At 58.5% G+C, this 23,982-nt stretch carries 18 protein-coding genes and 2 pseudogenes; 8 read left to right on the top strand and 12 right to left on the bottom strand.

Translation table 11 applies throughout. The features are described 5' to 3' along the window. Positions 1-46: 46 nt before the first annotated feature. The 3 genes from acnD to AC1ME2_RS03875 all read left to right on the top strand — a co-directional run bounded on the left by acnD (position 47) and on the right by AC1ME2_RS03875 (position 5,682). On the top strand, positions 47-2,641 hold the full coding sequence (gene acnD / locus AC1ME2_RS03885; protein ID WP_480439430.1) for a Fe/S-dependent 2-methylisocitrate dehydratase AcnD: 2,595 nt from the start codon (positions 47-49) through the stop codon (positions 2,639-2,641). 73 nt (positions 2,642-2,714) lie between these two features. Further along, the gene (gene prpF, locus AC1ME2_RS03880; RefSeq protein ID WP_480439429.1) at positions 2,715-3,905 is read left to right on the top strand and encodes a 2-methylaconitate cis-trans isomerase PrpF; all 1,191 of its coding nucleotides are present in this window, start codon (positions 2,715-2,717) and stop codon (positions 3,903-3,905) included. Between the two features lie 145 nt (positions 3,906-4,050). Continuing rightward, positions 4,051-5,682, top strand: coding sequence for a diguanylate cyclase domain-containing protein (locus AC1ME2_RS03875; RefSeq protein WP_480439427.1), 1,632 nt, complete (start codon positions 4,051-4,053; stop codon positions 5,680-5,682). An 88-nt stretch (positions 5,683-5,770) separates the two neighbouring features. Here the strand turns inward: AC1ME2_RS03875 and AC1ME2_RS03870 are convergent, their stop codons facing one another. The 6 genes from AC1ME2_RS03870 to AC1ME2_RS03845 form a co-directional block, all read right to left on the bottom strand. After that, positions 5,771-6,211: a CBS domain-containing protein gene (locus AC1ME2_RS03870; RefSeq protein ID WP_480439426.1), complete on the bottom strand. Its 441-nt coding sequence runs from the start codon at positions 6,209-6,211 to the stop codon at positions 5,771-5,773. Positions 6,212-6,303: 92 nt separating this feature from the next. After that, positions 6,304-6,699, bottom strand: a complete 396-nt coding sequence (gene nirD / locus AC1ME2_RS03865) for a nitrite reductase small subunit NirD (RefSeq protein WP_480439425.1) — start codon at positions 6,697-6,699, stop codon at positions 6,304-6,306. Continuing rightward, positions 6,699-9,257, bottom strand: coding sequence for a nitrite reductase large subunit NirB (gene nirB, locus AC1ME2_RS03860; RefSeq protein WP_480439424.1), 2,559 nt, complete (start codon positions 9,255-9,257; stop codon positions 6,699-6,701). The genes nirD and nirB overlap by 1 nt, the downstream gene beginning before the upstream one ends. A gap of 499 nt (positions 9,258-9,756) precedes the next feature. Beyond that, complete coding sequence (locus AC1ME2_RS03855) at positions 9,757-10,461, bottom strand: YoaK family protein (RefSeq protein WP_480439423.1); 705 nt, start codon at positions 10,459-10,461, stop codon at positions 9,757-9,759. Between the two features lie 278 nt (positions 10,462-10,739). Continuing rightward, a complete protein-coding gene (locus AC1ME2_RS03850; protein ID WP_480441986.1) occupies positions 10,740-12,101 on the bottom strand; it encodes an OprD family outer membrane porin in 1,362 nt (453 codons plus the stop codon). A gap of 277 nt (positions 12,102-12,378) precedes the next feature. Then, positions 12,379-12,729 (bottom strand): hypothetical protein, encoded by a 351-nt coding sequence (locus AC1ME2_RS03845; protein ID WP_480439422.1) that lies wholly within the window; start codon positions 12,727-12,729, stop codon positions 12,379-12,381. Between the two features lie 230 nt (positions 12,730-12,959). Here AC1ME2_RS03845 and AC1ME2_RS03840 point away from each other — a divergent pair, with 230 nt between their 5' ends. After that, on the top strand, positions 12,960-14,585 hold the full coding sequence (locus AC1ME2_RS03840) for a methyl-accepting chemotaxis protein (protein WP_480441984.1): 1,626 nt from the start codon (positions 12,960-12,962) through the stop codon (positions 14,583-14,585). A gap of 47 nt (positions 14,586-14,632) precedes the next feature. Here AC1ME2_RS03840 and AC1ME2_RS03835 read toward each other — a convergent pair whose 3' ends face one another. After that, positions 14,633-15,976, bottom strand: a complete 1,344-nt coding sequence (locus AC1ME2_RS03835) for an MFS transporter (RefSeq protein WP_480441982.1) — start codon at positions 15,974-15,976, stop codon at positions 14,633-14,635. Positions 15,977-16,248: 272 nt separating this feature from the next. Next, positions 16,249-17,568 carry an Nramp family divalent metal transporter gene (locus AC1ME2_RS03830; RefSeq protein ID WP_480439420.1) on the bottom strand — a complete coding sequence of 440 codons (1,320 nt, stop codon included), beginning with the start codon at positions 17,566-17,568 and terminating at the stop codon, positions 16,249-16,251. A 211-nt stretch (positions 17,569-17,779) separates the two neighbouring features. Between AC1ME2_RS03830 and treS the strand changes: the two genes are divergently transcribed. The 4 genes and pseudogenes from treS to AC1ME2_RS03810 form a co-directional block, all read left to right on the top strand. Further along, positions 17,780-19,846: a maltose alpha-D-glucosyltransferase gene (gene treS / locus AC1ME2_RS03825; protein WP_480439419.1), complete on the top strand. Its 2,067-nt coding sequence runs from the start codon at positions 17,780-17,782 to the stop codon at positions 19,844-19,846. Positions 19,847-20,215: 369 nt separating this feature from the next. Beyond that, on the top strand, positions 20,216-20,767 hold the full coding sequence (locus AC1ME2_RS03820; protein WP_480441980.1) for a VOC family protein: 552 nt from the start codon (positions 20,216-20,218) through the stop codon (positions 20,765-20,767). 55 nt (positions 20,768-20,822) lie between these two features. Continuing rightward, a pseudogene (locus AC1ME2_RS03815) lies at positions 20,823-20,951 on the top strand (homogentisate 1,2-dioxygenase domain-containing protein); the annotation flags it as partial. Between the two features lie 22 nt (positions 20,952-20,973). Next, positions 20,974-21,233, top strand: a pseudogene (locus AC1ME2_RS03810) (hypothetical protein); the annotation flags it as partial. Here AC1ME2_RS03810 and AC1ME2_RS03805 read toward each other — a convergent pair. The 4 genes from AC1ME2_RS03805 to AC1ME2_RS03790 all read right to left on the bottom strand — a co-directional run bounded on the left by AC1ME2_RS03805 (position 21,142) and on the right by AC1ME2_RS03790 (position 23,980). Further along, positions 21,142-21,969: a helix-turn-helix transcriptional regulator gene (locus AC1ME2_RS03805; RefSeq protein WP_480439418.1), complete on the bottom strand. Its 828-nt coding sequence runs from the start codon at positions 21,967-21,969 to the stop codon at positions 21,142-21,144. The pseudogene AC1ME2_RS03810 and the gene AC1ME2_RS03805 overlap by 92 nt on opposite strands. A 126-nt stretch (positions 21,970-22,095) precedes the next feature. Then, positions 22,096-22,332 (bottom strand): glutathione S-transferase N-terminal domain-containing protein, encoded by a 237-nt coding sequence (locus tag AC1ME2_RS03800; protein ID WP_480439417.1) that lies wholly within the window; start codon positions 22,330-22,332, stop codon positions 22,096-22,098. Then, positions 22,329-23,684 (bottom strand): MFS transporter, encoded by a 1,356-nt coding sequence (locus AC1ME2_RS03795; RefSeq protein ID WP_480439415.1) that lies wholly within the window; start codon positions 23,682-23,684, stop codon positions 22,329-22,331. The genes AC1ME2_RS03800 and AC1ME2_RS03795 overlap by 4 nt, the downstream gene beginning before the upstream one ends. A gap of 113 nt (positions 23,685-23,797) precedes the next feature. Further along, a complete protein-coding gene (locus tag AC1ME2_RS03790) occupies positions 23,798-23,980 on the bottom strand; it encodes a DUF2783 domain-containing protein (protein ID WP_480439413.1) in 183 nt (60 codons plus the stop codon). Positions 23,981-23,982 lie beyond the last annotated feature (2 nt).

The following is a 23,982-nucleotide window of genomic DNA, read 5'->3' as shown; positions in this document are numbered from 1 at the left end:
CTCCCCACCCATTCCTCTGAACACTCCGTGATTGAGTCCCTACGCTATGAACACTGAATACCGCAAACCCTTACCCGGCACCCGATTGGATTATTTCGACACGCGCGCGGCGGTGGACGGAATCAAGCCTGGGGCCTTCGATACACTTCCTTATACCTCGCGCGTGCTGGCCGAGAACCTGGTGCGCCGTTGCGATCCGGCTACTCTGATCGCATCGCTGAACCAGCTCATCGAGCGTAAGCGCGATCTCGACTTTCCGTGGTTCCCGGCCCGTGTGGTGTGTCACGATATTCTCGGTCAGACCGCGCTGGTCGACCTCGCTGGCCTGCGTGACGCCATAGCCCTGCAAGGTGGTGATCCTGCGCAAGTGAACCCGGTAGTGCCGACCCAATTGATCGTTGACCACTCCCTGGCCGTTGAGTCGGGCGGCTTCGATCCTGAGGCGTTCGAAAAGAACCGCGCCATCGAAGACCGTCGCAACGAAGACCGCTTCCACTTCATCAACTGGACCAAAAAAGCCTTCAAGAACGTCGACGTGATCCCGCCGGGCAACGGCATCATGCACCAGATCAACCTGGAGAAAATGTCTCCGGTGATCCAGGTGCGTGATGGCGTGGCGTTCCCCGACACCTGCGTCGGCACCGACAGCCACACCCCGCACGTCGATGCGTTGGGCGTGATCGCCATCGGTGTCGGTGGCCTTGAAGCCGAAAGCGTCATGCTCGGCCGCGCCTCCTGGATGCGTCTGCCGGAAAGCGTCGGCGTCGAACTCACCGGCAAGTTGCAGCCAGGCATCACCGCCACCGACATGGTGCTGGCGCTGACCCAGTTCCTGCGCCAGCAAAAGGTGGTCGGCGCCTGGCTGGAGTTCTTCGGTGAAGGTGCCTCGGCACTGACCCTGGGTGATCGCGCGACCATCTCCAACATGGCCCCGGAATACGGCGCCACCGCAGCGATGTTCTATATCGACCAGCAGACCATCGACTACCTCAAGCTCACCGGTCGTGAAGACGAGCAGGTGAAACTGGTCGAGAGTTACGCAAAATTGACCGGCCTTTGGGCCGACAGCCTGAAGGGCGCCCAATACGAACGTGGGCTGACCTTTGATCTGTCCTCGGTGGTGCGCAACATGGCGGGCCCGAGCAATCCCCACGCCCGTGTGGCCACCTCGGACCTCGCGGCCCAAGGCATTGCCGGCCAGTGGGACGACGTTCCCGGCCAGATGCCGGACGGTGCGGTAATCATCGCGGCTATCACCAGTTGCACCAACACCAGCAACCCACGCAATGTCATCGCCGCTGGCCTGCTGGCGCGTAACGCCAACACGCTGGGGCTGACCCGTAAACCTTGGGTCAAAACTTCCCTGGCACCCGGTTCGAAGACCGTTGCGTTGTACCTGGATGAAGCCGGTCTGACTAACGAACTGGAGCAATTAGGCTTCGGTATCGTGGCCTTCGCCTGCACCACCTGTAACGGCATGTCCGGGGCGCTGGATCCGGTGATCCAGCAGGAAATCATCGATCGCGACCTGTATGCCACCGCAGTACTCTCGGGCAACCGCAACTTTGACGGTCGAATCCACCCGTACGCCAAGCAAGCGTTCCTCGCATCGCCGCCACTGGTGGTGGCCTACGCCATTGCCGGGACCATCCGCTTTGACATCGAGAAAGATGTGCTGGGCCTGGATGCCGACGGCAAGGAAATTCGCCTGAAGGACATCTGGCCAAGCGATGAAGAGATCGATGCGGTGGTCAAGGCCTCGGTAAAACCGGAGCAGTTCCGCCAGGTCTACATCCCGATGTTCGCCATCCACGAAGACACCGGTCCCAAGGTCGCGCCGCTGTACGACTGGCGCGAGATGAGCACCTATATCCGCCGTCCGCCGTACTGGGAAGGCGCGTTGGCTGGCGCTCGTCCGCTCAAGGGAATGCGCCCTCTGGCGGTGCTGCCGGATAACATCACCACTGACCACTTGTCGCCGTCGAACGCGATCATGCTCGACAGTGCGGCCGGTGAGTACCTGTTCAAAATGGGCCTGCCAGAGGTGGACTTCAACTCTTACGCCACCCACCGCGGCGACCACTTGACCGCGCAACGCGCCACCTTCGCCAACCCGAAACTGTTCAACGAGATGGTGCTGGAAAACGGCAAGGTGAAACAGGGTTCCCTGGCCCGCGTCGAGCCGGAAGGCCAAGTCATGCGCATGTGGGAAGCCATCGAAACCTACATGGAACGCAAGCAGCCGCTGATCATCATCGCCGGTGCTGACTACGGTCAGGGTTCCTCGCGTGACTGGGCTGCCAAAGGCGTGCGTCTGGCTGGCGTGGAAGCCATCGCGGCCGAAGGCTTCGAGCGCATTCACCGTACCAACCTGGTAGGCATGGGCGTGTTGCCGCTGGAGTTCAAGCCGGGCACCGACCGCCACACCCTGGCTATCGATGGCAGCGAAACCTACGACGTCATTGGCGAGCGTACCCCGCGTAACACGCTGACCCTGGTGATCAACCGCAAAAACGGCGAACGTGTCGAGGTGCCAGTCACCTGCCGTCTCGACACCGCCGAAGAAGTGTCGATCTACGAGGCTGGCGGTGTTCTGCAGCGTTTCGCCCAGGACTTTCTTGAATCGACTGCGGCGGTCTAAACCACGTACTCAGGCGCGACGGCAACGTTGCGCTTGAGCGTTCTTTCAGGACAAGATTCAGGACACCATTTCCATGGCTTACGTACCCCAGATCAAAATCCCCGCCACCTACATGCGTGGCGGCACCAGCAAAGGTGTGTTTTTCAACCTGCAAGACCTTCCCGTGTCTGCACAGGTTCCGGGCGCGGCGCGCGATGCCCTATTGTTGCGCGTGATTGGCAGCCCCGATCCTTACGGCAAACAAATTGACGGCATGGGTGGGGCGACCTCGAGCACCAGCAAGACGGTCATCCTGTCCAAGAGCACAAAGCCCGACCATGACGTGGATTACCTGTTCGGTCAGGTGTCCATCGATAAGCCGTTCGTTGACTGGAGCGGCAACTGCGGCAACCTGTCTGCCGCCGTCGGCGCGTTCGCCATCAGCAGCGGTCTGGTCGATGCCAGTCGCGTCCCCCACAACGGTATGGCGACCGTGCGCATCTGGCAGGCCAACATCAGCAAGACCATCATCGCGCACCTGACCGTCACCGACGGCGCAGTGCAGGAAACCGGTGATTTTGAGCTCGACGGGGTGACCTTTCCCGCCGCCGAAGTGCAGGTGGAGTTCATGGACCCGGCCGCAGATGAAGAGGGCGCGGGCGGCTCGATGTTCCCCACCGGCAACCTCGTGGACGATCTTGAGGTGCCCGGTGTTGGCACGTTCAAGGCCACCATGATCAATGCGGGCATCCCGACGATTTTTGTCAACGCGCAAGACATCGGCTACACGGGCACCGAACTGCAGGACGCCATCAACAGCGATCCCAAGGCACTGGCGATGTTCGAGACGATTCGCGCTTATGGCGCGCTGCGTATGGGCCTTATTCAGAACATTGATGAAGCCGCCACACGTCAGCACACGCCAAAGGTTGCCTTCGTCGCCAAACCGGCCGAGTACGTCTCCTCCAGCGGCAAGCAAGTGGCTGCCGGTGACGTCGACCTGCTCGTGCGCGCGCTATCAATGGGCAAGCTGCATCACGCGATGATGGGCACGGCCGCCGTGGCCATCGGTGCCGCAGCGGCGATTCCGGGCACGCTCGTGAACCTTGCTGCGGGCGGTGGTGCGCGCAGTGCTGTGCGCTTCGGCCATCCCTCGGGCACTCTGCGCGTGGGTGCTGAAGCCGGTCAGGTGAGTGGCGAATGGACGGTGACCAAGGCCATCATGAGTCGCAGCGCTCGCGTGTTGATGGAAGGATGGGTTCGCGTTCCCGGCAATGCGTTCTAATCTGCGATACCGCTGAACCCACAAGAACCTCTCTACGGTTCTGCACGGTATCGCGCCAGTTCTCCTTGGCGCGATACCGTGCAGACTATGTTTTTGCGCTTATTCGAACGCACAAAAAATGCGGCCTCTCGGGTACACTCCCGGGATGCCAAAAAAATATTATGCGCGCATAAGCTTTCCCCGTATTTTCAATAGCGTTGTTACTCGGCTGCTGGTGCTGGCGCTGTGCATTGTCATCTCGGGTTCTGTGATGCGCTATTACGTGTTGACCCACTTCCTGCGTGAGGATTTGAGCGCAATAGTGGAAAACCAGCAATTAGCGTTGGCGACCTATGTTGCCCACGATATTGATGGGAAGATTGTTCAACGCCAGATCTTGCTTGAGCGCCTTGCCGCCTCCCTACCGATTCGTTTGCTTGCGCAGCCCGAAAGACTTCGTGTGTGGCTGAAACAACGTTACAACTATCAAACGTTGTTTTCTGCGGGTTTATTCGTGGTGGATACTCATGGGGTTCCCCTCGCGGATTATCCTGTTCTGCGGGATCCGCGGACCCTCAATTATGCGGACCGTGACTATATCCAAGCTGGATTAGCCGGTGTGTCATTTGTCGGTCGCCCTGTGGTGGGTCGTGCTACAAAAGAGCCGATGCTGCCCATCTCTGTTCCGATAAAGAACGCAAACGGTGAGGTTCAAGCTGTTTTGGTTGGCGTGACAGCGCTGGCCGCCCCCGGGTTTCTTGATTCGTTACTCCAGAGTCGAATTGGTAATGCAACGGGCGGATTCCTGCTGGTTTCGCCAAGAGATAAGTTGTTTGTCGCCTCCTCTCAACTTGATATGGTGCTCACACCAACACCGCCCCCCGGCGTCAATCTACTTCATGATCGGGCCATGGCAGGGTTTCGCGGCACCGGGGTCACGGTCAATGCCCAAGGCGTTGAAGAGGTCGCTGCAATGGTGTCAGTCCCGAGCACGGGCTGGTTCGTCGTCGGCCGAGTGCCGAGCAGCGAGGCGTTTGCGACAGTGGGGCGGATGCAGCATTTTTTGATTAAAAATGGACTCTTCGCTCTTTCACTGTTCGCTATTCTCTCCTCGATTGGGCTGTATTTTGTTCTCCGCCATTTGTTTTATGCCGCCGAGCATGCCGATCGTATGACGCGGGATGAGCTGCCGCTCGAACCGTTGCCTGTTGTTCATGATGATGAAGTCGGGCATTTGATCTCGGCGTTCAATCGTTTGTTGGTCAAACTCAATGACCATCAAGCTGAACTGACTCGCATTGCCCATCACGATACGCTGACAGGCTTGCCCAATAGGGCCTATCTTTCTGACCGGCTTCGCCAGGTATTGGCACTCGCACGCCGTAAAGAGACACAGGTTGGTCTATTGTTTATGGATCTTGATGGTTTCAAGAATATCAATGACACCCTCGGGCACGAGGCCGGTGACGAAGTGTTGCGCCAGGTAGCGAAGCGCTTCTCCAAGATCATACGGGAGTCGGATACCTTGGCGCGTATTGGGGGTGACGAGTTTGTTTTACTGCTCAGTGACCTTGGGGACAATGCCGAAGAGACAGTCAGTACCGTCGCCACTAAATGCATCGACGCATTGAAAACTCCATTTTTCATCTTTGGTACATCGTGCATCGTGGGCGTTTCGATTGGGGTAGCCCTGTGGGACGGAGAAGGCTCTTCGGATAATCTCCTGCAGGCTGCAGATCGAGTGATGTATCAAGCCAAAAAAACCGGCCGAGGCCGGTATGTGATCTACAAACATTAGCCAATGATGATCTCATGCCTATGAGGGCCCGGTTATCCGGTGAGGTTGGTTGAATGCTTTTTTTTGATCTGTCGGAATAACGGTCAGTTTAATGCCCGCGAATATACTGTTCCAGTTTCCGGATCAGGTCCGCCTGCTCGGCTATCGCCTCTTTAATCAAGTCACCAATGGACAGTAAGCCCAGCAGTTGTCCGTCTTCTACGACTGGCAAATGGCGCAGGTGGCTATCGGTCATAACCCCCATGCACGTCTCGATACTTTGATGGGAGTTCACGGTCACGACGGGAGAGCTCATGATGGCTCTGACAGACGTGCCAATGGACGAACGTCCCTGGAGAACGATCTTGCGTGCGTAGTCGCGCTCGCTGATAACGCCTACCACTTGACCATTCTCTATTACCGGCAGAGCGCCAATATTCTTCTCAGCCATCACCTTCAGCGCTTCCAGCACCATTTGATCTGGAGCGATGGTGTGGACATGTTGATTGTGGATGGCTTTTAACTTGAGCAGTTGCGCAACGGTCTTCATGCGGGTTTCTCTTCTATTCTTAAAGGCGGCCGCGAACAGCCCTGACGCTACGGCACGGGTCGTAGGGTCAGGACTGTTCTCACTGTTTAAAGCTAAAGCGCGGCACTCACTCCAATCTCTACGGCATCCCCGTTCAAACGCACGGGCCAGACGCGCAGGTTCTGTTCTGGATACTCCAGGCAGCTGCCGTCCTCAAGACGGAAGTGCTGTTTGTACAGCGGCGAGGCAATCACCAGTTCGCCCTTAAGGTTACCGACGATGCCACGGCCAATGACGTTGGCGCCTGATTTCGGGTCGCGGTTGTCGATGGCGTAGAGGGTCTTGCCCTGACTGTCGGGCAGGTGGAATAACGCGACCTGGGCGCCATCGAGCCAGGCGACGACGCCGGAGTTGGCCACCAGGTCTTGGCGGCGGCACAGCGTCTGCCATTGGGCAGGGCTTTCAATGGCGTGGCGGGGTTCGATACGGACGACGTTTGACTGGCTCATCAGAGCACCTCCTGGGTGACGGGGATCAGGTGGAGTTCGGTGGCGTGAACCGGGCGGCGCTGGCCTCGCTCCTTGACGAAATGGATGTCCGGATCGCCGCGTTCGTCATTGACGAATGTGCGGAAGCGCTTGAGCTTTTCCGGGTCGTTGATGGCGTTGGCCCATTCGCATTCGTACCGGTTTATCACCAGCTGCATTTGCGACTCCAGCTCAGCCCCAAGCCCCAGACTGTCGTTGATGATGACGTCTTTGAGGTAGTCTAGGCCGCCGTCCAGGCTTTCACGCCAGACAGAGGTGCGCTGCAGTTTGTCGGCCGTGCGGATGTAGAACATCAGGAACCGGTCGACGTAGCGCAATAGGGTTTCGTCATCCAGGTCCGTGGCTAATAGCTCGGCGTGACGCGGGCGCATGCCGCCGTTGCCACAGACATAGAGGTTCCAGCCTTTTTCGGTGGCGATTACCCCAACGTCCTTGCTCTGCGCCTCGGCGCACTCGCGGGTGCAGCCGGAAACCGCAAGTTTGAATTTATGCGGCGCGCGCAGGCCCTTGTAGCGGTTCTCCAGGAGCAGAGCCATGGCCACGCTGTCCTGAACGCCATAGCGACACCACGTGCTGCCGACGCAAGATTTGACCGTGCGTAACGACTTGCCGTAGCCGTGTCCGGTCTCGAAACCGGCCTCGATCAGTTCGCCCCAGATGTCTGGCAGCTGATGCAGTTGGGCGCCGAACAGGTCGATGCGCTGACCACCAGTGATCTTGGTGTAGAGGTCGTATTTCTTGGCGACGGCGCCCAGGGCAATCAACTTGTCCGGGGTGATTTCGCCAGCGGCGATGCGCGGGATAATCGAATACGTGCCGTTCTTCTGCATGTTGGCCATGAACGTGTCGTTGGTGTCCTGCAGGTGCACCAGCGACGGGTCCATGATCGGCTGGTTCCAGCAGGAGGCGAGAATTGATCCCACCGCAGGCTTGCAGATATCGCAGCCGGTGTGGCCGCGACCGTGCTTGGCCAGCATTTCGTCGAAACTGATGATCCCCTCCACGCGAACCAGGGCATACAGCTCCTGACGGGTGTGGGCGAAGTGCTCGCAGAGGCTTTTGTCGACGGCGACGCCACGGGCGCTGAGTTCGTGCTCGAAGACCTGCTTGAGCAGTGCGCTGCAACCGCCGCAGCCAGTGCCAGCCTTGGTCTTGCCCTTGAGCTCGCCGAGGTCGGTGCAACCTGCGTCAACTGCACAGCACACCGCGCCCTTGGTGACGTTATGGCAGGAGCAAATAGTGGCGGTGTCCGGCAGCGCATCGGCACCGAGTGTTGGTGCGCCGTCTGACAGCGGCAGGATCAGGCTGGACGGGTCCTTGGGTAGCGCGATGCCGTTTTGTGCGTATTGCAGCAGGGTGTCGTAATAGCTGTTATCGCCGATCAGCACCGCGCCCAGCACGTGCTTGCCATCGGCAGAAACCACCAGGCGGCGATAACTGGCGCTGGCTTCATCGATGAAGCGGTAGCTCTTGGCGCCGGGCGTCGCCGCGTGAGCGTCACCGATTGAACCGACATCGACGCCCAGCAGCTTGAGCTTGGTCGACATGTCTGCGCCGGTAAAGGGCTCGTAATGCTCACCTGCGAGTTGCGCGGCAACGTTACGCGCCATGCTGTAGCCCGGCGCGACCAGACCAAAAATGCTGCCGTTCCAGGATGCACACTCGCCGATGGCGAAGATGTCCGGGTCGCTGGTGCGGCAATGATTGTCCACGACCAGGCCGCCACGCGGTGCTACGTCCAGCCCGGCGCTGCGGCCAACGGCGTCCTGCGGGCGGATACCAGCAGAGAATACGATCAGGTCGGTTTCAAGGAACTCGCCACCGTTGAAGTTCATGCGATAGGCATACTCTTCACCGATGACGATCTCTTGGGTCGCTCGCGAAAGGTGCACGCCGACGCCCAAGGCCTCAATCCGTGCCCGCAGTGCTTCGCCACCAGAGGCGTCCAGTTGCACCGGCATCAGCTGTGGGGCGAACTCCACGACATGGGCTTCCAGCCCAAGGGACTTCAGCGCGTTGGCGGCTTCAAGGCCGAGCAGACCGCCGCCTACCACCACGCCGCGTCGGGCGTTGGTGGCCGCCTCGCGGATCGCGTCGAGGTCGTCCAAGGTACGGTAGACCAACCGGGAGCGGCCTTCGGCACCTGGGATTGGCGGCACGAAGGGGTAGGAACCGGTGGCCAATACCAAGCGGTCATAAGCCTGGCGTCCGGCACTGGTGACCACTTCCTTACGCTCGCGGTCGATGTCGAGCACCTGCACGCCGAGGTGCAGTTGCACGCCATGGCGGGCATACAGATCTGCCTCGCCAAGTGCCAGTGACTCGGCATCACGGCCACCAAAGTACTCGGAAAGGTGTACGCGGTCGTAGGCACGCTGCCGCTCTTCACCGAACACATGCACGTGATAGTGGGCGAGCGCGCCATGCTCGATCAATTGCTCGACACAATGGTGGCCGACCATGCCGTTGCCGATGACGACCAGCGTTTCGCTCTTGATCGGGGTGACGGTAGCGTTCATAACCTTTCCTCAGTCGAAGCCGCTGCCGGGGCATGGCCTGAAAAAAAAGCAAAAAAAACGCCTGGAGCCGTCTAGCAGCTCCAGGCGCCTTTGCCTGGTATTCATGGATGTGTGGGGTGATTGCCCGAGGCCGCGCTGCCTGGTTCACCCGTCCTGTGCCTATGCAGGCAAGTGGTCGTCGGTGACCACATGAGGACAACCTGTCGGAGATGTCGACAGGTTTGTAAGAACTAGAGCAGGTTTCATGCCAGTGTCGGTCGGACGTCTTTCGACTCAGGGGGCTGTGGGCGGGGAGGGAGGATTAAAGCGTCGCTCGGTGGGCTTTTGGAGCGCTGTTTACGATTATCAGAACCTTCTTTTGGGTACTGATCACTGTCGTGTATTGAACCAGAAGGGTGCGGGTAAGCTTTCCAGCTCCCTTATTTGGGGCAAAGTGGATTTTTGCTGACAGGTACGACCGGGTGGGCTCGGGCTGGAAGCGGGAAAGTGCTGCCTGCCCTTATTTGGGCATGTAAGCCAGTTGCCAGCGGCGTGGGATTTTTAGCGCGGCAAACCCCAGAACGGCAGCAAGCAAGCCACTGAACAAGAGGGCTTTCATGCCGAGGCGCTGCTCAAGAAGGGCGCCGATCACCGCGCCTGCAAACATGCCGGTCCAGGGGATCAACTGAACCCGCCATCCATTTCTTCGTTCACCCAGCATCCATCGGCCTAATCCTCGACCAAATCGTGAGAGGGCGCCTGTCACGTAGGTGAGGCCAATGGGAAAGCCGTTTACCTCTTCGACGGCGGCGTTGAGCATGCCCATGGCAATGATGGCTGCCATCAGCGCTGGCAGCTGAGCATCCAGCGGTAAGGCCGCAGCTGCGCACAGTAGCCCAGCGATGCACAGCAGCAAGGGAAGGGCGCGTCGACCACTCATTCGGCTCACGACAATGCCCAGTGTATTGCCACCGATAAACGTGGCAACGAGCAAAAGCAGGCGCAGCGTAAGGCCAAAGTCGCCGTTGCTGATGGCCACGGCCAGGCGGGTCGTGTTGCCGCTCATGAACGACACGAAGTCGCCGGTTGCCATGAAGCCGATAGCATCCGTCATGCCTGCCAATACCGAGAGACCGGCGACCAGACAAAGGCCTATGCGGCCTCGCCATTTTTGCGTGTGCAGCCGCGCGGGATTGGTAAGGGTCTTAAGGGGAGAAGGCAGCATCAGAATATTTTCACGTGCAGTGTGCCAGGGGTGATTCTGGGGGAGATCAAGGTATGAGGGTCTTCATAACTCACTGCTGAGTATGGGGCAAAGCTCGGGGGATTTGAATTCGACGAATGCCTCGTCAAGGATTCCTTGCCTTCCAGCGTCCCTTGGAGTTGCTCCAGGTCGCGTTATAGGTACGTTGGTGAATCAGTTCATTTGAAGCAAGCTTGCCCAGGCAACGCCTGGGCAAGCTTGCTTACTTCACGCTAATACCGTTCAAGTCCGGCGGAGTACTACCACAGCGGAACGATATAGCTCACATAGAAGCGATTTTCGTCCTGCAGGGTCTGCCCGGTAAGACTCGGGTTGGCCCGGGCGTTCTTCCAGGTGACACCCAGCCCCTTAAATGTTCCCTCAGGCACTTGGTAGCTCAACGCAAGGTCGCGCTCCCATTCGCTGCTACCACCACTGGCCACCCTGACCTGATCACCGTGGGCATAAGTGGCCGCGAAGCCCAAACCGTTGATACCCAATCGGCCAAAATCATATTTGTATTGCGCAAGCCAGGTACGCTCGCCGGCGTGCTGGAACTTGTTCAATTGCAGGTTGGTCAATGCCGGGGTGTCAGCGCCCGCACCTGGTCCCTGACGGGCGTCACCGCTGTTCAGGCCTGAGTCCAGGTAGGGGAAGTCGCTTTCGCCGGTGTTTTTCTGCAGGCCCAGGCCCAGGGTATGGCCTGCCAGGCTATAGCTTTCCATCAAGCTAATGGTCGACTGGTTGATCCGGCCCATTTTCTGGGAGCCACCGTAGTAACCACTGGTTGCATACTCACTGTCACCGGCTGAGTTGCCGCCTATGCCCAAGCTGCGGTAAGCGCGAAAATCGCTGGCGAGGCTACCAACAGGCAGCTGAGTGGTGTTTTTGGCACCGATAAAGGCTTGCTGATAGTAATCCTGTAGGTTGGAGTACCACAGGCTCAACGTTGTGTTGGCAAGACCCGTGTAATCGGCACCGCCATAGAGGAAGCGATCGCTGAGCTTGAGGCCTCCACCGGTAGTCATGTCACTGTCGTTGGTTTCGTTGCGGATTTTCGTCCGTACGATATCGCCACCGGTGAAGGTAAAGTCCGACAAATCCTTGGACACCAACTGCGCCCCGGTATTGGTCTGGTGGTACAGACGCCCATCGGTATTGGCCAGCATCGGGTTGTTTTGATAGAGGCCACCCACACGCAGCTCATCCTTAAGGAAGCGCATTTTGAGGGTGGGGGTCAGAACGGCGAAGTCGTTTGCGGACTTGCCGTTATCCAGCGGGAACATGCTGCCAGGGTAACGACTTTGATTGCTTTTGTCGTTCAGGTCGCCGCCAGAGTCGAGTTTGAGGCCATAGAAGCCCTCCACATCAAGACCCACGCCAACGGCGCCTTCAGTGTAGCCAGACTTGAAGTTGAGCTGAAAGCCCTGTCCCCAGTCACGGTAGCTTTTGGCTGCTTTATTAGGATTGTTATTGCCATCTATACCGCGGCCCTGCTGATTGAGGTAACGATTGAGCAATGTCAGGTCGGCATGGCTGTCGTCGATGAAATCCGCGTGAGCAGACATCACTACGCTGCCCAGTAAGGCGCCGATAATGGGTTTGTGCAGTTTCTTGATCATCATGGGTCTCGTTCACAGGGGTATTCAACCTGCCGATCAGATACTGAAGCGGCAGTATTGCGATGCTGGCGGTTAACGCCTTTAGCTGTGCAATATTTTGAAACGTATTAGGAAACAAGGACATGACAGTCGCGTGACAAGAAACCAGTACGAAGGTCTAATTGACTTTTTAATTAAAGCGATCTTGAGAGGTTTTCCGAAGGAAAGGGGCGAAACTCTTTTGATTTTTTGCCATGGGTTTCAATAAATCAGAGCCCCTTTAACCTGATTTCGAGGGTTAGAGACAGGTCGCCAGCGCGCTAAGCCTGCGGTCAGCAATCGAATTACTCACTGCTTGGTAATAGTTGACGGTCGTACCGGACGCGCCACTCAGCACATCAACGAAATACTCCGACTCTCTCGTGTAGACCGTGATGCTTCCCTTGCTGCCTGAATGGAGAAACGCATCACCGTCTATGCCAAAGACCGACTCATCCTGCCAGGCGAATTGAATGCATTGGGCAACGAGTTGGTCTGCTTTCTGGGATGAAAACGTTTTGTACGGGCCTTGGGACCTGGCTTCATTCATGGCCGGAGCCGTACATCCAGCCAACAACCCCAAGGTCAAGGCGCCTATCAACATCCGCATAATGTTTCCTCATCCTGAAAATGCCGACTGTAGCACTCCGCAGCCATGAATCCCTCATCCCTCCCTCAAGCGTATGACTGGTCTACTGCTCAAAATATATTTCTGGTCGATGTCATAAAGGCATCACATAACGGCCTTATAACCGTCTCTCCGGTGTATCCGTTGATGAGGTTTGATCAGCCGTGAATAAGTTGTTGCCTCGATTTTCCCGCCAGCAATCTCAGACGGCTGTGCTGCGTCGTTTCAATATCACTCAACGATTAGTCGGCTGCTTCGGCATTACGGCGGTGCTGTTGGTGGCCGTGGGGGCGTTTTGTCTGTGGCAGATGCAGGGCATTCGCAGTCAGGGCGAAGCGGTTGAAAGCGGCGCGCTACCGAGCATCGCCATGGCCGATGCCCTTGCCATCGATCTGGTCAAGCTGCGCGGCGAGACGTCACACGTGCTCGCCAACGCGGACGATCCCAGTGAGGTGGTCACCAGTAAGATCAACGTCGAGCAACTCAAGAATGAAGTCGAAAAGGGTTTCGGCGATTATATTGCACACGTGACCGACAGCACCGAGCGCGATTCAATCACCGCGTTGCAGGATGCCTACAAGGCCTTCGCCCCGGGCCTACAGGATGAAATAGTCCTGGTCGAACAACGGAAAATGGACGAGGCGCGCCTCTTGGTCAATACCACCTTGTCGATGCAGGGCGACCTGATGGACATGCAGGTGCAACTGCTGCGCGAGCTCAATAAACAAAGCGCGGCAGCGGCAGTCGAGGCAGCAGGCAATAGCTACCGTCAGGCCTGGATCATCACCCTGAGCGCGATCGCATTGGCGCTGGTCCTCACTCTGTTTTTAGCCTGGCGCCTGAGCGTGAGCATTATCCGACCGGTACGCCACGCACTGCACATCGCCAGCACCATTGCTGAGGGCGACCTCAGCCCGCAGTCCATTCCCGACGGTCAAGATGAAACCGCACAATTACTCAGTATGCTGGGGCGCATGCGCAGCAACCTTCATGGCACCATTGGCCAGATAGGTGCAGCGGCAACGCAACTGGCGCAGTCCGTGATCGAGATGGGTTCCATCGCCCAAACCAGCGCGCAGAATCTGCAACTGCAAAACGATGAAATCGAGCAGGCTGCCGTTGCCATCAATCAGATGAGCCAGGCGGCCGTGGAAGTGGCGGGCAACGCCAGTGATACCTCGACCGAATCCCAGGCATCGAATCAGGCGGCGGCCCAGGGTCAGCTGCGACTGTCCGATACCATCGCCTCGATCAAACAACTGACCGGTAATGTGCTGGATTCATCGCACCAGGCCGAAGGGCTGGCCGAGCGTACCCTGAGCATCGGCAAGATTCTTGACGTCATCCGGGCGATTGCTAATCAGACCAATTTGCTGGCGCTCAATGCCGCCATCGAAGCGGCGCGTGCAGGCGAAGCAGGTCGCGGTTTTGCTGTAGTTGCCGATGAAGTGCGCTCTCTGGCGCAACGCACCAGCGCCTCCACCAGCGAAATTGAAGGACTGATCAACGGCGTGCAAAAAAGCACCCAGGAGACCGCCGAGGCATTGCGCCTTACCGCTACTCAAGCCAGCGTGACCCTGGAACAGGCGGCAGCCACCGGCGAGGCGCTGGCAGCAATCATCACCTCGACCTCGACCATCAGCGAACGCAACGTATTGATCGCCGGCGCCGCCGAACAACAGGCGCACGTTGCCCACGAAGTGGACCGCAACCTGAGCAGCATTCGTGACTTGTCGACGCAAACAGCCTCAGGGGCACAGCAGACGACCGTCGCCAGCGAGGCGCTGTCGATGCTGGCGACTGATTTGAACAGGATGGTGCAGCGCTTTGTGTTGTAGTGAGGCTTACCGGGTCACCCGCGCAATAAACCCGGCGCTAAATGGCGTTATAGATCGTTATGGCGCTCGACGTTCAGGCTAACGGTGTTGGGTGTTATCAGGCGCAGGCTGCTGGCGATGCTCCCCACTGCCGCAAAGCAGGCCCCGATGGTTAATGCCAGCACGGGCCCGTGCGCGCCGGATATCCCGTAACTCAGGGCGACCAGTGCCGCCCCCGTCGCCTGGCCGATCAATCGCGCGGTCGCGATGGTGCCGCTGGCACCGCTGCTGCGTTGAGGCGGCGCGCTGGTGAGCAGGGCTTTTTGGTTCGGTGCCTGGAAGAAGCCGAAGCCCAGGCCGCAGAGCATCATACGCACGCCAATGTCCCAGGCATTGGGGTTGGCAGGCAGCATCGTCAGTGAAATCATGCCCCCACACAGCATCGCCAGGCCAATGCCACCGAGCAGGCCGGGTGGGTAGCGATCAGAGAGCCTGCCGGCGAAAGGTGCGATCAGCGCGACCACGACTGACCAGGGCGTCATCAGGAAGCCGGTCTGTACCGGGTCGCGTCCGAGGACGTTTTCGAAGTAGAACGGCAGGGACACGAACGCTAATCCCTGGGTGGCGAACGAGCAGACCGCTGTCAGCGCGGACAGGGCAAATAGCGGGCGTTTAAGCAGGTCCAGCGGAAACATTGGTGCTGGATGGCCGGCTTCGCGCCGCAGCATCGTGGCGCCGCCAACGATAAAGATGCACAGGGCGATCAGCACGCTGCTCATCGACTCAAGTTGCGCCGCCTGGCTGAGGGCGAAGATCAAGGCGCCGAAGGTGATGACGTTCAACATCGCCGTCACCCGATCGAAGGGTTGGTCGCTGAGTCGGGTTGCCGGCAGGGCAGACCAGGCGAAGTACAGCGCGAATCCGCCGATGGGCAAGTTGATCGCAAACAGCCAGGGCCAGTTCGCGACAGAGAGCACCATGGATGCCACGGTGGGGCCCGCTGCAAATGACACGCCCACGACCAGGGCGTTCATGCCCAAGCCTCGGCCCAGGTGCCCAGGGGAGAAAATCGCGCTGATCAACGCAGCATTGACGCTCATGATCGCGCTGGCGCCGAGGCCCTGGAAAACCCGGGCGATGGTCAGGCTCGGCAATGACCAGGACAAGGTGCACAGCGCCGATGCAATGATGAACAGTATCAACCCTCCGATAAATACCCGTCGGTGCCCGACAATGCTGCCGAGCGCGGCAAACGGTAGCAGCGTCGCCACTGCGGCAAGTTGATAAGCATTGATTACCCACACAGACGCCGCAGGCGAGGCGTTCAGGTCGGCGGCGATGGCGGGCAGGGCGGTATTGGCAATCGCGGTATCGAGGGTGGCCAAGGCAATGGCCAGCAGGATGGCGACCATGCCGCGCGCCTCAAGGGATGAGAGCTTATGACTGGCGCTGGGGGATTTCAGGGGGCTGGGGTGGGCCATTACCGACTACGCTCCGGGTACAACTGATTAAATCAGGCATTCTGGTTTACCTGGCAGGCAAACGGTTGCGCGCCGTTGAGACGCAAGAGTGCCGGTTTCTTGGCCATCCGTGCAAGGGCGCCTCCGGGGTTATTTATTCGACAACCGTTATTCACAGCGGCGCTGTGGGCTGCCCGGAACGTTGCGGAATGTGGCGCTTATCTTCAGGCCAGCAGTTGCGCGATCAGCCAGGTGTTCGCCGCGCTGATCACGCCGAACAGACCCCAGGCCAGCAGGCGCGTGGGCAGGCGATTGACGAAGGGCCCCATCAGGCGTTCATCGTTGGTCATTCGAATCAACGGATACAAGGCAAAAGGCAATTGTAGACTGAGGACCACCTGGCTCAGGATCAGCAACTTGCCGATCGCATCGTCGCCCATCAGCCAGACGCCGATGAACGCCGGGATCAGCGCCAGCCCTCGGGTAATCAAGCGACGCTGCCAGCAGGGAATCCTCAGGTTCAAATAGCCCTCCATGATCACCTGTCCGGCGATGGTGCCGGTAAAGGTCGAACTTTGCCCCGACGCCAGCAACGCGATACCGAACAGCATGCTGGCAAGACCGCCGCCGACCAACGGGTCAAGCAGGTGGTAGGCATCTTGAATCTCCACGACCTCGGTGTGCCCGGTCTGATTGAACGCAGCCGCTGCCAGAATCAGAATCGCCGCGTTGACCAGAAACGCCAGTGCCAGTGAACCGAGGGTGTCGATCCGCGCCAGGCGCACGGCATCCTGGCGGCTGGCCAGGTCCTTGCCAATCAGCCGGGTTTGCACCACTGAGGTATGCAAGTACAGGTTATGGGGCATCACCGTCGCGCCGATAATACCGATGGCCAGGTACAACGGGGCTACGCCGCTGAGGGCCGACATCGACGGTGTGAACCCGCGATACACGTCAGGCCAGTAAGGTTTGATCAGCATCAGTTCAACGAAGAAACAGGCGCCGATGGTCAACACCAGTACCAGCATAATGGCCTCCAGACGCCGGAAACCACGGTTCTGTAACGCCAGGACCAACACCGTGTCGAACGCCGTGATGGCGATGCCGACGGTCAGTGAACAGCCCAGCAACAGGTGAAAGGCCAAGGCGCAGCCAAGCACTTCTGCCAGATCGGTCGCAATAATCGATATTTCCGCCAGCGCCCATTGGGTGCGCGCCGAGCGCGTGCTGTAGCGCTCGCGGCACAGTTGCGCCAAGTCACGTCCGGTGGCGATCCCTAGCCGTGAACACAGGCACTGCACGGCCATGCCCGCCAGACTCGCCAGCAAGACCACGAACAACAAAGTGTAGCCGTATCGCGAACCGGCCTCGATGTCCGTCGCCCAATTGCCAGGGTCCATATAGCCGATTGAGATCAGCAATCCCGGCCCGGCAAACTTTAACGCGCGCTTCCAGAAGGATGCGCTGGAATCGACAGCAACCGAGCCCGCCACTTCGGGCGGACAAAACGGTGCGGTGGCTATTTTTTGCAGTCGGAACTTCATACGGCAATCCGATAAACAAAGCAAAGGCACAGCTTTAGCACATCACGTGCTGCATCGCGATCTGCGTGTGCAATACCACAAGCGATGCAACGTTTGCTGCTGTAGGCGCTCATAGAAGTAGGCAGTAGCGCAGGCAGGATTGGCTCAGGGATGCTCATATCGCTTTAGGCGTCCTTCTCCAATCCACCTTTAAGAGGGAGTGACTGAACAGATGACGACCCCGGACAAGCAGTATGTGGAGTGGTTGGTTGAGCAATCGATGCTAAATGCCGCCAAGCAGCGCGCCAAGTTGTATTCGGGGCAGGGCAGACTCTGGCAGAGGCCTTATGCGCAGGCTCGCCCTCGAGATGCCACGGCCATTGCGTCGGTCTGGTTCACCGCTTACCCGGCGTCGATTGTGACCCGCGAGGGCGGATCTGTACTGGAGGCGCTGGGCGATGAAACGCTGTGGCACGCCTTGTCTGAAATCGGTATTCAGGGCATTCACAACGGACCGCTCAAAACCTCCGGTGGCTTGCAAGGACGCGTGCGCACGCCGAGCATCGATGGCAACTTCGACCGGATCAGTTTCGAGATCGATCCAGCGCTGGGAACCGACGCGCAGTTTCAACGTTTGAGTCGCATCGCCGCAGCGCATAACGCCGTCATCATTGACGATGTGATCCCTTCTCACACCGGCAAGGGCGCCGATTTTCGTCTGGCTGAAATGGCCTATGAAGACTACCCGGGCCTTTACCACATGGTCGACATCAGGGAAGAAGACTGGCACCTGTTACCTGACATCCCGCACGGTCGGGATGCGGTTAACCTCTCGCCGGAAATCGTCGATTGCCTCAAAGACAAGCATTACATCGTTGGGCAATTGCAGCGGGTAATCTTCTTCGAGCCGGGCATCAAGGACACCGATTGGAGTGCCACACCTGTGGTTCAGGGCGTGGACGGAAAGGATCGGCGCTGGGTTTATCTGCACTATTTCAAAGAAGGGCAGCCATCACTCAATTGGCTGGACCCAAGCTTTGCCGCACAACAGATGATCATCGGCGATGCGTTGCATGCAATCGATGTCATGGGCGCACGGGTATTACGTCTCGACGCCAATGGTTTTCTCGGGGTCGAGCGCAAGGCTGAAGGCAATGCCTGGTCAGAGAGCCACCCGCTGTCGATCACCGGTAATCAGCTGCTGGGTGGGGCAATCCGTAAAGCCGGAGGGTTCAGCTTTCAGGAACTGAACCTGACCCTGGATGACATTGCCGCCATGTCCCACGGCGGTGCCGATCTGTCCTATGACTTCATTACCCGGCCGGCTTACCAACACGCGCTGCTGACCGGTACTACGGAATTCCTGCGCCTGATGCTGCGTCAGGTTCACGTGTTTGGGATCGATCCTGCTTCGCTGATCCACGCGCTGCAAAACCATGATGAGTTGACCCTTGAACTGGTGCATTTCTGGACGCTGCACGCTCACGACACCTACCACTATCAGGGGCAGACCTTCCCAGGAAATATCTTGCGCGAACACATCCGCGAAGAAATGTACGAACGGCTGGCCGGGGAGCACGCACCCTACAATCTCAAGTTCGTCACGAACGGCGTTTCCTGCACGACGGCCAGTATTATTACGGCGGCCTTGGGCATTCGCGATCTGGACGCGATTACTGCGGCCGATATTCAGCAGATCCAGCACATTCATTTGCTGTTGGTGATGTACAACGCTATGCAGCCCGGTGTTTTCGCGTTGTCCGGCTGGGATCTGGTGGGTGCGCTGACGCTGCCGGCCGAACAGGTCCAGCATTTGATGCAGGACGGCGATACGCGCTGGATTCATCGGGGTGCTTACGACCTGGCTGATCTCGACCCGGAAGCAGCGTTTTCCGCCGGTAATATGCCGCGTCCGAAGACGCTGTACGGCAGCCTGGTCAGTCAATTGCAGCGCCCTGACTCCTTCGCTTCACAGCTCAAAAAAATACTGGCCGTGCGCCGCGCGTATGACATCGCCGCCAGTCGCCAGATTTTGATCCCCGATGTACAGCATTCGGGTCTGTTGATCATGGTTCACGAACTGCCGGCCGGGAAGGGCACCCAAATTACGGCACTGAACTTCAGTGCTGAACCCGTCGTCGAGACCTTGCACCTGCCCGACATCGCCTCCGGCCCGGTCGTTGACATCATCAATGAACGCGTCGAAGGGGATCTGACCGAGCAAGGCGAATTCACCATCACTCTGGACGCTTATGAAGGTCTCGCGTTACGGGTAGTGAGCACATCACCAATGGTGTGAGGATGACGGTGAGCTCACCCTTGATTCTGAGATGCAAACGTTGCGAGGGTTTATCCGCGCCCGGGACTGCTCGACCACTCACTGGTCAGCAGCGGCGCGGTGACGATGCTGGCGGGACCGCGATAGCGAGATGTCCGGTGCCAGTTCGGCAGCTCCTTGAGTATGTCGGTACCCACCTTGGCGCTCGGTTTCGCAGGTCATGGCTGCTCCTGCCGTCGTGTCGGGAGGCGAATTTTAGCGCTTGACGCTCCATGATACGAAAGTTACGGTTAGCGTAATTTGATTACGAATAGCAAAACTTTGCGTTCGCCGCAGAGCTCTTTTTCGAGTTAGAGAGCCCTCACCGACCACTGAGCAAGAGAGAAATTGATGACTCCGATCGTGCAGAAAGTCCATCACGTGGCCTATCGCTGCAAGGACGCATTTGAAACCGCCCGCTGGTATGAAAAGCACCTGGGCATGAAGCTGGTGCTGTCGATTGCTGAAGATGCCGTGCCTTCGACCGGCGAAGCCGATCCCTACATGCATATCTTCCTGGATGCCGGTATGGGCAACGTGCTGGCTTTCTTCGAACTGCCCACCCGTCCGGAGATGGGGTATGACCTTAACACTCCGCGATGGACCCAGCATCTGGCCTTGGAGGTCGAGTCCATGGAGGTACTGCTTACCACCAAGGAGCGCTTGGATGCAGCTGGTATTAAGGTCATAGGGCCGACCGATCATGCCCTGTTCCAGTCGATCTACTTTTTTGATCCCAGCGGCCATCGTCTGGAGCTGGCTGTCAATACCGGCTCGCCGAAGATGCTCGAGGCGCTCGACAAAGTGAAGTGGGACATGCTCGAGGAGTGGGCGCAGACCAAACGTGCGCCCAAGCATGCGGCCTGGATGCACGATGGCAGCTACCGGACGATGTTCCAGTAAGACCGTCGGTCAGCGAGAAAAGGCGAGCCAGAGTGCTTGACGCAACTTGGTTCGCATGAATACGCAAATGATGAAGTTAGTGCGATATGTCCATGCATGCACATCAATCTGTAGAGGCTTTTTGCCGGGCGGCTATCCGCTGCACAGCTGTATGAGTGCTCATGATCCTGACAACGCCACTACCGTCAAGGCGGTGTTCACAGGCAGGCAGCAGTTTCTTCGACAGCGCGGCCAGCTTCGCTATGATCAGCGGCGGCCATATCAACCTGTCGATCCTGGTGGCTATGCAGGCATGTTGTCACCGCATCATCACCGACCTTGCCGTGCTGGATGTCACCGATGACGGGCTCAAACGGGTGGAACTGCCGAGGGCGTCAGTGAAGCACAATCGGCCACTTGGGCTGGCTGGCCAGCGCGAGCAATTCGCGTTGACCAGAAATGCCCAGCTTGCGGTACAGGCGCTTGATGTAGGTGGCGGTACTGGAGCCTTGAATGCCCATGCTCGAGCTTATGGTCTCGACGTCGCAACCGGCGAGCATTAACTGCAGCAACTCCTGATCGCGTCGGGTCAGTTCCTGGTGCATTTTTATCACCCGTTCGCTGAGGAGTGCCGGCATCTCATTGGCTTCGAGATAGGCACGGTAATGCAATCGGACGATCTGCATTACCAGCGGCGCCGCGGCTTCAACGAAGTCGATCTCGTTGACAGAAAAGTGGCCATGTTCGCGACCACGATAGAAATTGACTGACAGCCAGCGGTCACCGTCGCAGTGGGTGAGCAGGGCGACCCGCTCGGAGATCTGTGGCAGCTCGTAGCAGATGCGCCGATAGTCCTGATGGACGATATCCTCGACCGACTGGCGTTGCACCAGGATGCGCTCGGAAGGCGAGGCGGTAGTGCGCGTTGCCATGGCTTGTTGGTTGCCATCCAGACTGTAGAAGCGTTCAGCGTAATTGTTGGAGATTTTCGACAGCGGCATCATGCGGGCGCGGTCAGCGAAGGAGATGATTTGCGGGCTGCGATTGGGGGCATAAGCGAAAATGGTGCACTGGGCCAATGGCACCTTGGCACTGACCAGCTTGAGCATGTCCCCTGCCAGCATCTTGCCTTGTCGCTCACCCACGCGGGTCAGCAAGCTGACCGTCTGGTCGACATTCAGGCGGAAATCGGTATTGGATACTCGCAAGGGCCAATATTGCATCGTGCACTCCTGAAGCTCACTTGGATGGGCGCTTTCTTGTATTTATCAGCCTGCTCCAGTCCATCCAGAGAATGGACTGGAGCAGGCACTGTAGCGGCTTTTGCCTGGGACAAGAAGCTCAGTGACTCAGCTTGCATCCGGTTGTTTTTCTGTGCGTCGTCCAGGCCCCGCAGTGAGCTGAGGCACTACAGGACGCGCAGAATGGTCAGGGTAATGGCGCGAATGCTTGCGCGATCGCTGGTATTGCTCGCCCGCAGTGGCACCCTGCGGATCGCTTTTCTCCAGGTATTCGATGATGGCCAGTGACTGGGTGAGGATCTGCCCCTGGTCCTCCAGCACTGGCAACAAATCGGCCGGCTTCACCGTCTAGTAGGCGGGCGGGTGGTGCTCTTGGCTGGTGCGGGGATGGGTAGCAGGAAGATCAGCAGCGAGCCGACTACCAGCAGAACCGTGGCGTAGCCAATGCCGGCGGTGAAACTCTGGGTCAAGTCCTTGAGCCAACCCACCACCAGCGGGTTGAGTGCCGAGCCGATGTTGCCGACGGCGTTGATCATGGCAATGCCGATGGCGCGTGCCTTGAAGCTCATGGCCTGGTCCGGGGTGGTCCAGAAGATCGACATGGCGGTGTAGGAGCCGGTGGCGGCCATGCATACGCCGAGCAACTGGACTAGCGGGTTACCGGCATAGGCGGCGAACATCCAGCCGGCTGCGGCGAGCAGCATGGGCAGTACCAGATGCCATTTGCGTTCCTGGGTACGATCCGAGTGCAGTCCCCAGAGAATCATTCCGACGATGGTGCATACCTGCGGAACGGTGGCCAGAAAACCGATGGTGCTGTTGCTGGTGCCGACGGCACTGATGCTCTTGATAATCAGCGGGGTCCAGACGGCGATCATGGCCAGGGTGTTGACCAGGCAGAAATACACCAGACTGAACAGCAGCACAGTGGGCGAGAACATTTCGCGCAGCAGACTGACGGAGTTTTCCTGCGCAGCATTGCTTGCCGCCGGGATGTCCGCGGCCAGAGCCCGCTGTAGATGGTGTTTTTCCTCGGCGTCCAGCCAACTGGCCTGATGAGGCTTGTCGTTCAGGTAGTAGAACACCACAAAGCCCATGATCATCGAGGGCATGCCTTCGAGCAAGAACAGCCACTGCCAGCCGTGCAGGCCCCATGTACCATTCAGACTCAGCATCTGTCCCGAGATGGCCGAGCCGAAGCCAGCTGTAAAGGGCATGGCTATCATGAACAGGGCATTGGCTCGTGCGCGGTATGCGGCCGGGAACCAGAAAGTCAGATACAGCAGCACGCCGGGTAGGAAGCCGGCTTCGGTGATGCCGACCAGAACCCGCAGCAGGTACAGGCTGTTGGCATCGGTAGCGAACAGTGTCGCGGTGGAGGCCAGGCCCCAGGCGATCATCAGGCTTCCTATCCATTTGCGCGCGCCAACCCTTGCCAAGGCAATATTGCTGGGAATGCCGCAGGTGATATAGGCGATGTAGAAAAGCGTGGTGGCCATGCCGAACTGTGTGCTGCTAAGCCCCAGATCGCCCATCATGGTCAGGCCGGCAAAGCCGATATTGATGCGGTCGAGAAAGGACAGCACAAAGCACAGGAACAGGAACCAAAGCAGGTGCCTGGACACCTTGCTTATTACCTGTTGCTGGGCGCTGCTGGCGATTTCGATCATTGGAGTATGTGCAGAATTCTGATGCATTTTAGCTCCTGGTTATTATTAGGTAGAGCTATGCAAGTCGTTGTATCAGCGCCGGCTATCCATGTTTGTATAGCAGCCTGGGAGTTCTCGGCAGGCCGCTGCTCGTCATGCTGTTACAGGTCTTGTAGTGCCGACTGGGTCAGCTCGGTAAATGTGTGGGCATTGCCGAGTGCCTGGGCGCTTAGCAGCGCCAGCTTGACCAGAAAAAGCTCAGCCTTGGCCGGGGTGGCCTGATCCAGAGCATCCGCCAGCACGTCGTAGACCTGCTCCAGATCGTGTACGGTCAGTGTGTTCATTG

The organism is Pseudomonas sp. ASL9, from assembly GCF_056680335.1.
Note: the sequence above shows the minus strand (reverse complement) of the source record. Positions and strands in the feature narration are given on the sequence as shown.

What these genes read in the sequence shown, in the direction of transcription:
- acnD (WP_480439430.1), top strand. Translation starts at nt 47, where the DNA reads ATGAACACTGAATACCGCAAACCCTTACCCGGCACCCGATTGGATTAT.
- prpF (WP_480439429.1), top strand. Translation starts at nt 2,715, where the DNA reads ATGGCTTACGTACCCCAGATCAAAATCCCCGCCACCTACATGCGTGGC.
- AC1ME2_RS03875 (WP_480439427.1), top strand. Translation starts at nt 4,051, where the DNA reads ATGCCAAAAAAATATTATGCGCGCATAAGCTTTCCCCGTATTTTCAAT.
- AC1ME2_RS03870 (WP_480439426.1), bottom strand. Translation starts at nt 6,211, where the DNA reads ATGAAGACCGTTGCGCAACTGCTCAAGTTAAAAGCCATCCACAATCAA.
- nirD (WP_480439425.1), bottom strand. Translation starts at nt 6,699, where the DNA reads ATGAGCCAGTCAAACGTCGTCCGTATCGAACCCCGCCACGCCATTGAA.
- nirB (WP_480439424.1), bottom strand. Translation starts at nt 9,257, where the DNA reads ATGAACGCTACCGTCACCCCGATCAAGAGCGAAACGCTGGTCGTCATC.
- AC1ME2_RS03855 (WP_480439423.1), bottom strand. Translation starts at nt 10,461, where the DNA reads ATGCTGCCTTCTCCCCTTAAGACCCTTACCAATCCCGCGCGGCTGCAC.
- AC1ME2_RS03850 (WP_480441986.1), bottom strand. Translation starts at nt 12,101, where the DNA reads ATGATCAAGAAACTGCACAAACCCATTATCGGCGCCTTACTGGGCAGC.
- AC1ME2_RS03845 (WP_480439422.1), bottom strand. Translation starts at nt 12,729, where the DNA reads ATGCGGATGTTGATAGGCGCCTTGACCTTGGGGTTGTTGGCTGGATGT.
- AC1ME2_RS03835 (WP_480441982.1), bottom strand. Translation starts at nt 15,976, where the DNA reads ATGGTCGCCATCCTGCTGGCCATTGCCTTGGCCACCCTCGATACCGCG.
- AC1ME2_RS03830 (WP_480439420.1), bottom strand. Translation starts at nt 17,568, where the DNA reads ATGAAGTTCCGACTGCAAAAAATAGCCACCGCACCGTTTTGTCCGCCC.
- treS (WP_480439419.1), top strand. Translation starts at nt 17,780, where the DNA reads ATGACGACCCCGGACAAGCAGTATGTGGAGTGGTTGGTTGAGCAATCG.
- AC1ME2_RS03820 (WP_480441980.1), top strand. Translation starts at nt 20,216, where the DNA reads ATGACTCCGATCGTGCAGAAAGTCCATCACGTGGCCTATCGCTGCAAG.
- AC1ME2_RS03805 (WP_480439418.1), bottom strand. Translation starts at nt 21,969, where the DNA reads ATGCAATATTGGCCCTTGCGAGTATCCAATACCGATTTCCGCCTGAAT.
- AC1ME2_RS03795 (WP_480439415.1), bottom strand. Translation starts at nt 23,684, where the DNA reads ATGCATCAGAATTCTGCACATACTCCAATGATCGAAATCGCCAGCAGC.
- AC1ME2_RS03790 (WP_480439413.1), bottom strand. Translation starts at nt 23,980, where the DNA reads ATGAACACACTGACCGTACACGATCTGGAGCAGGTCTACGACGTGCTG.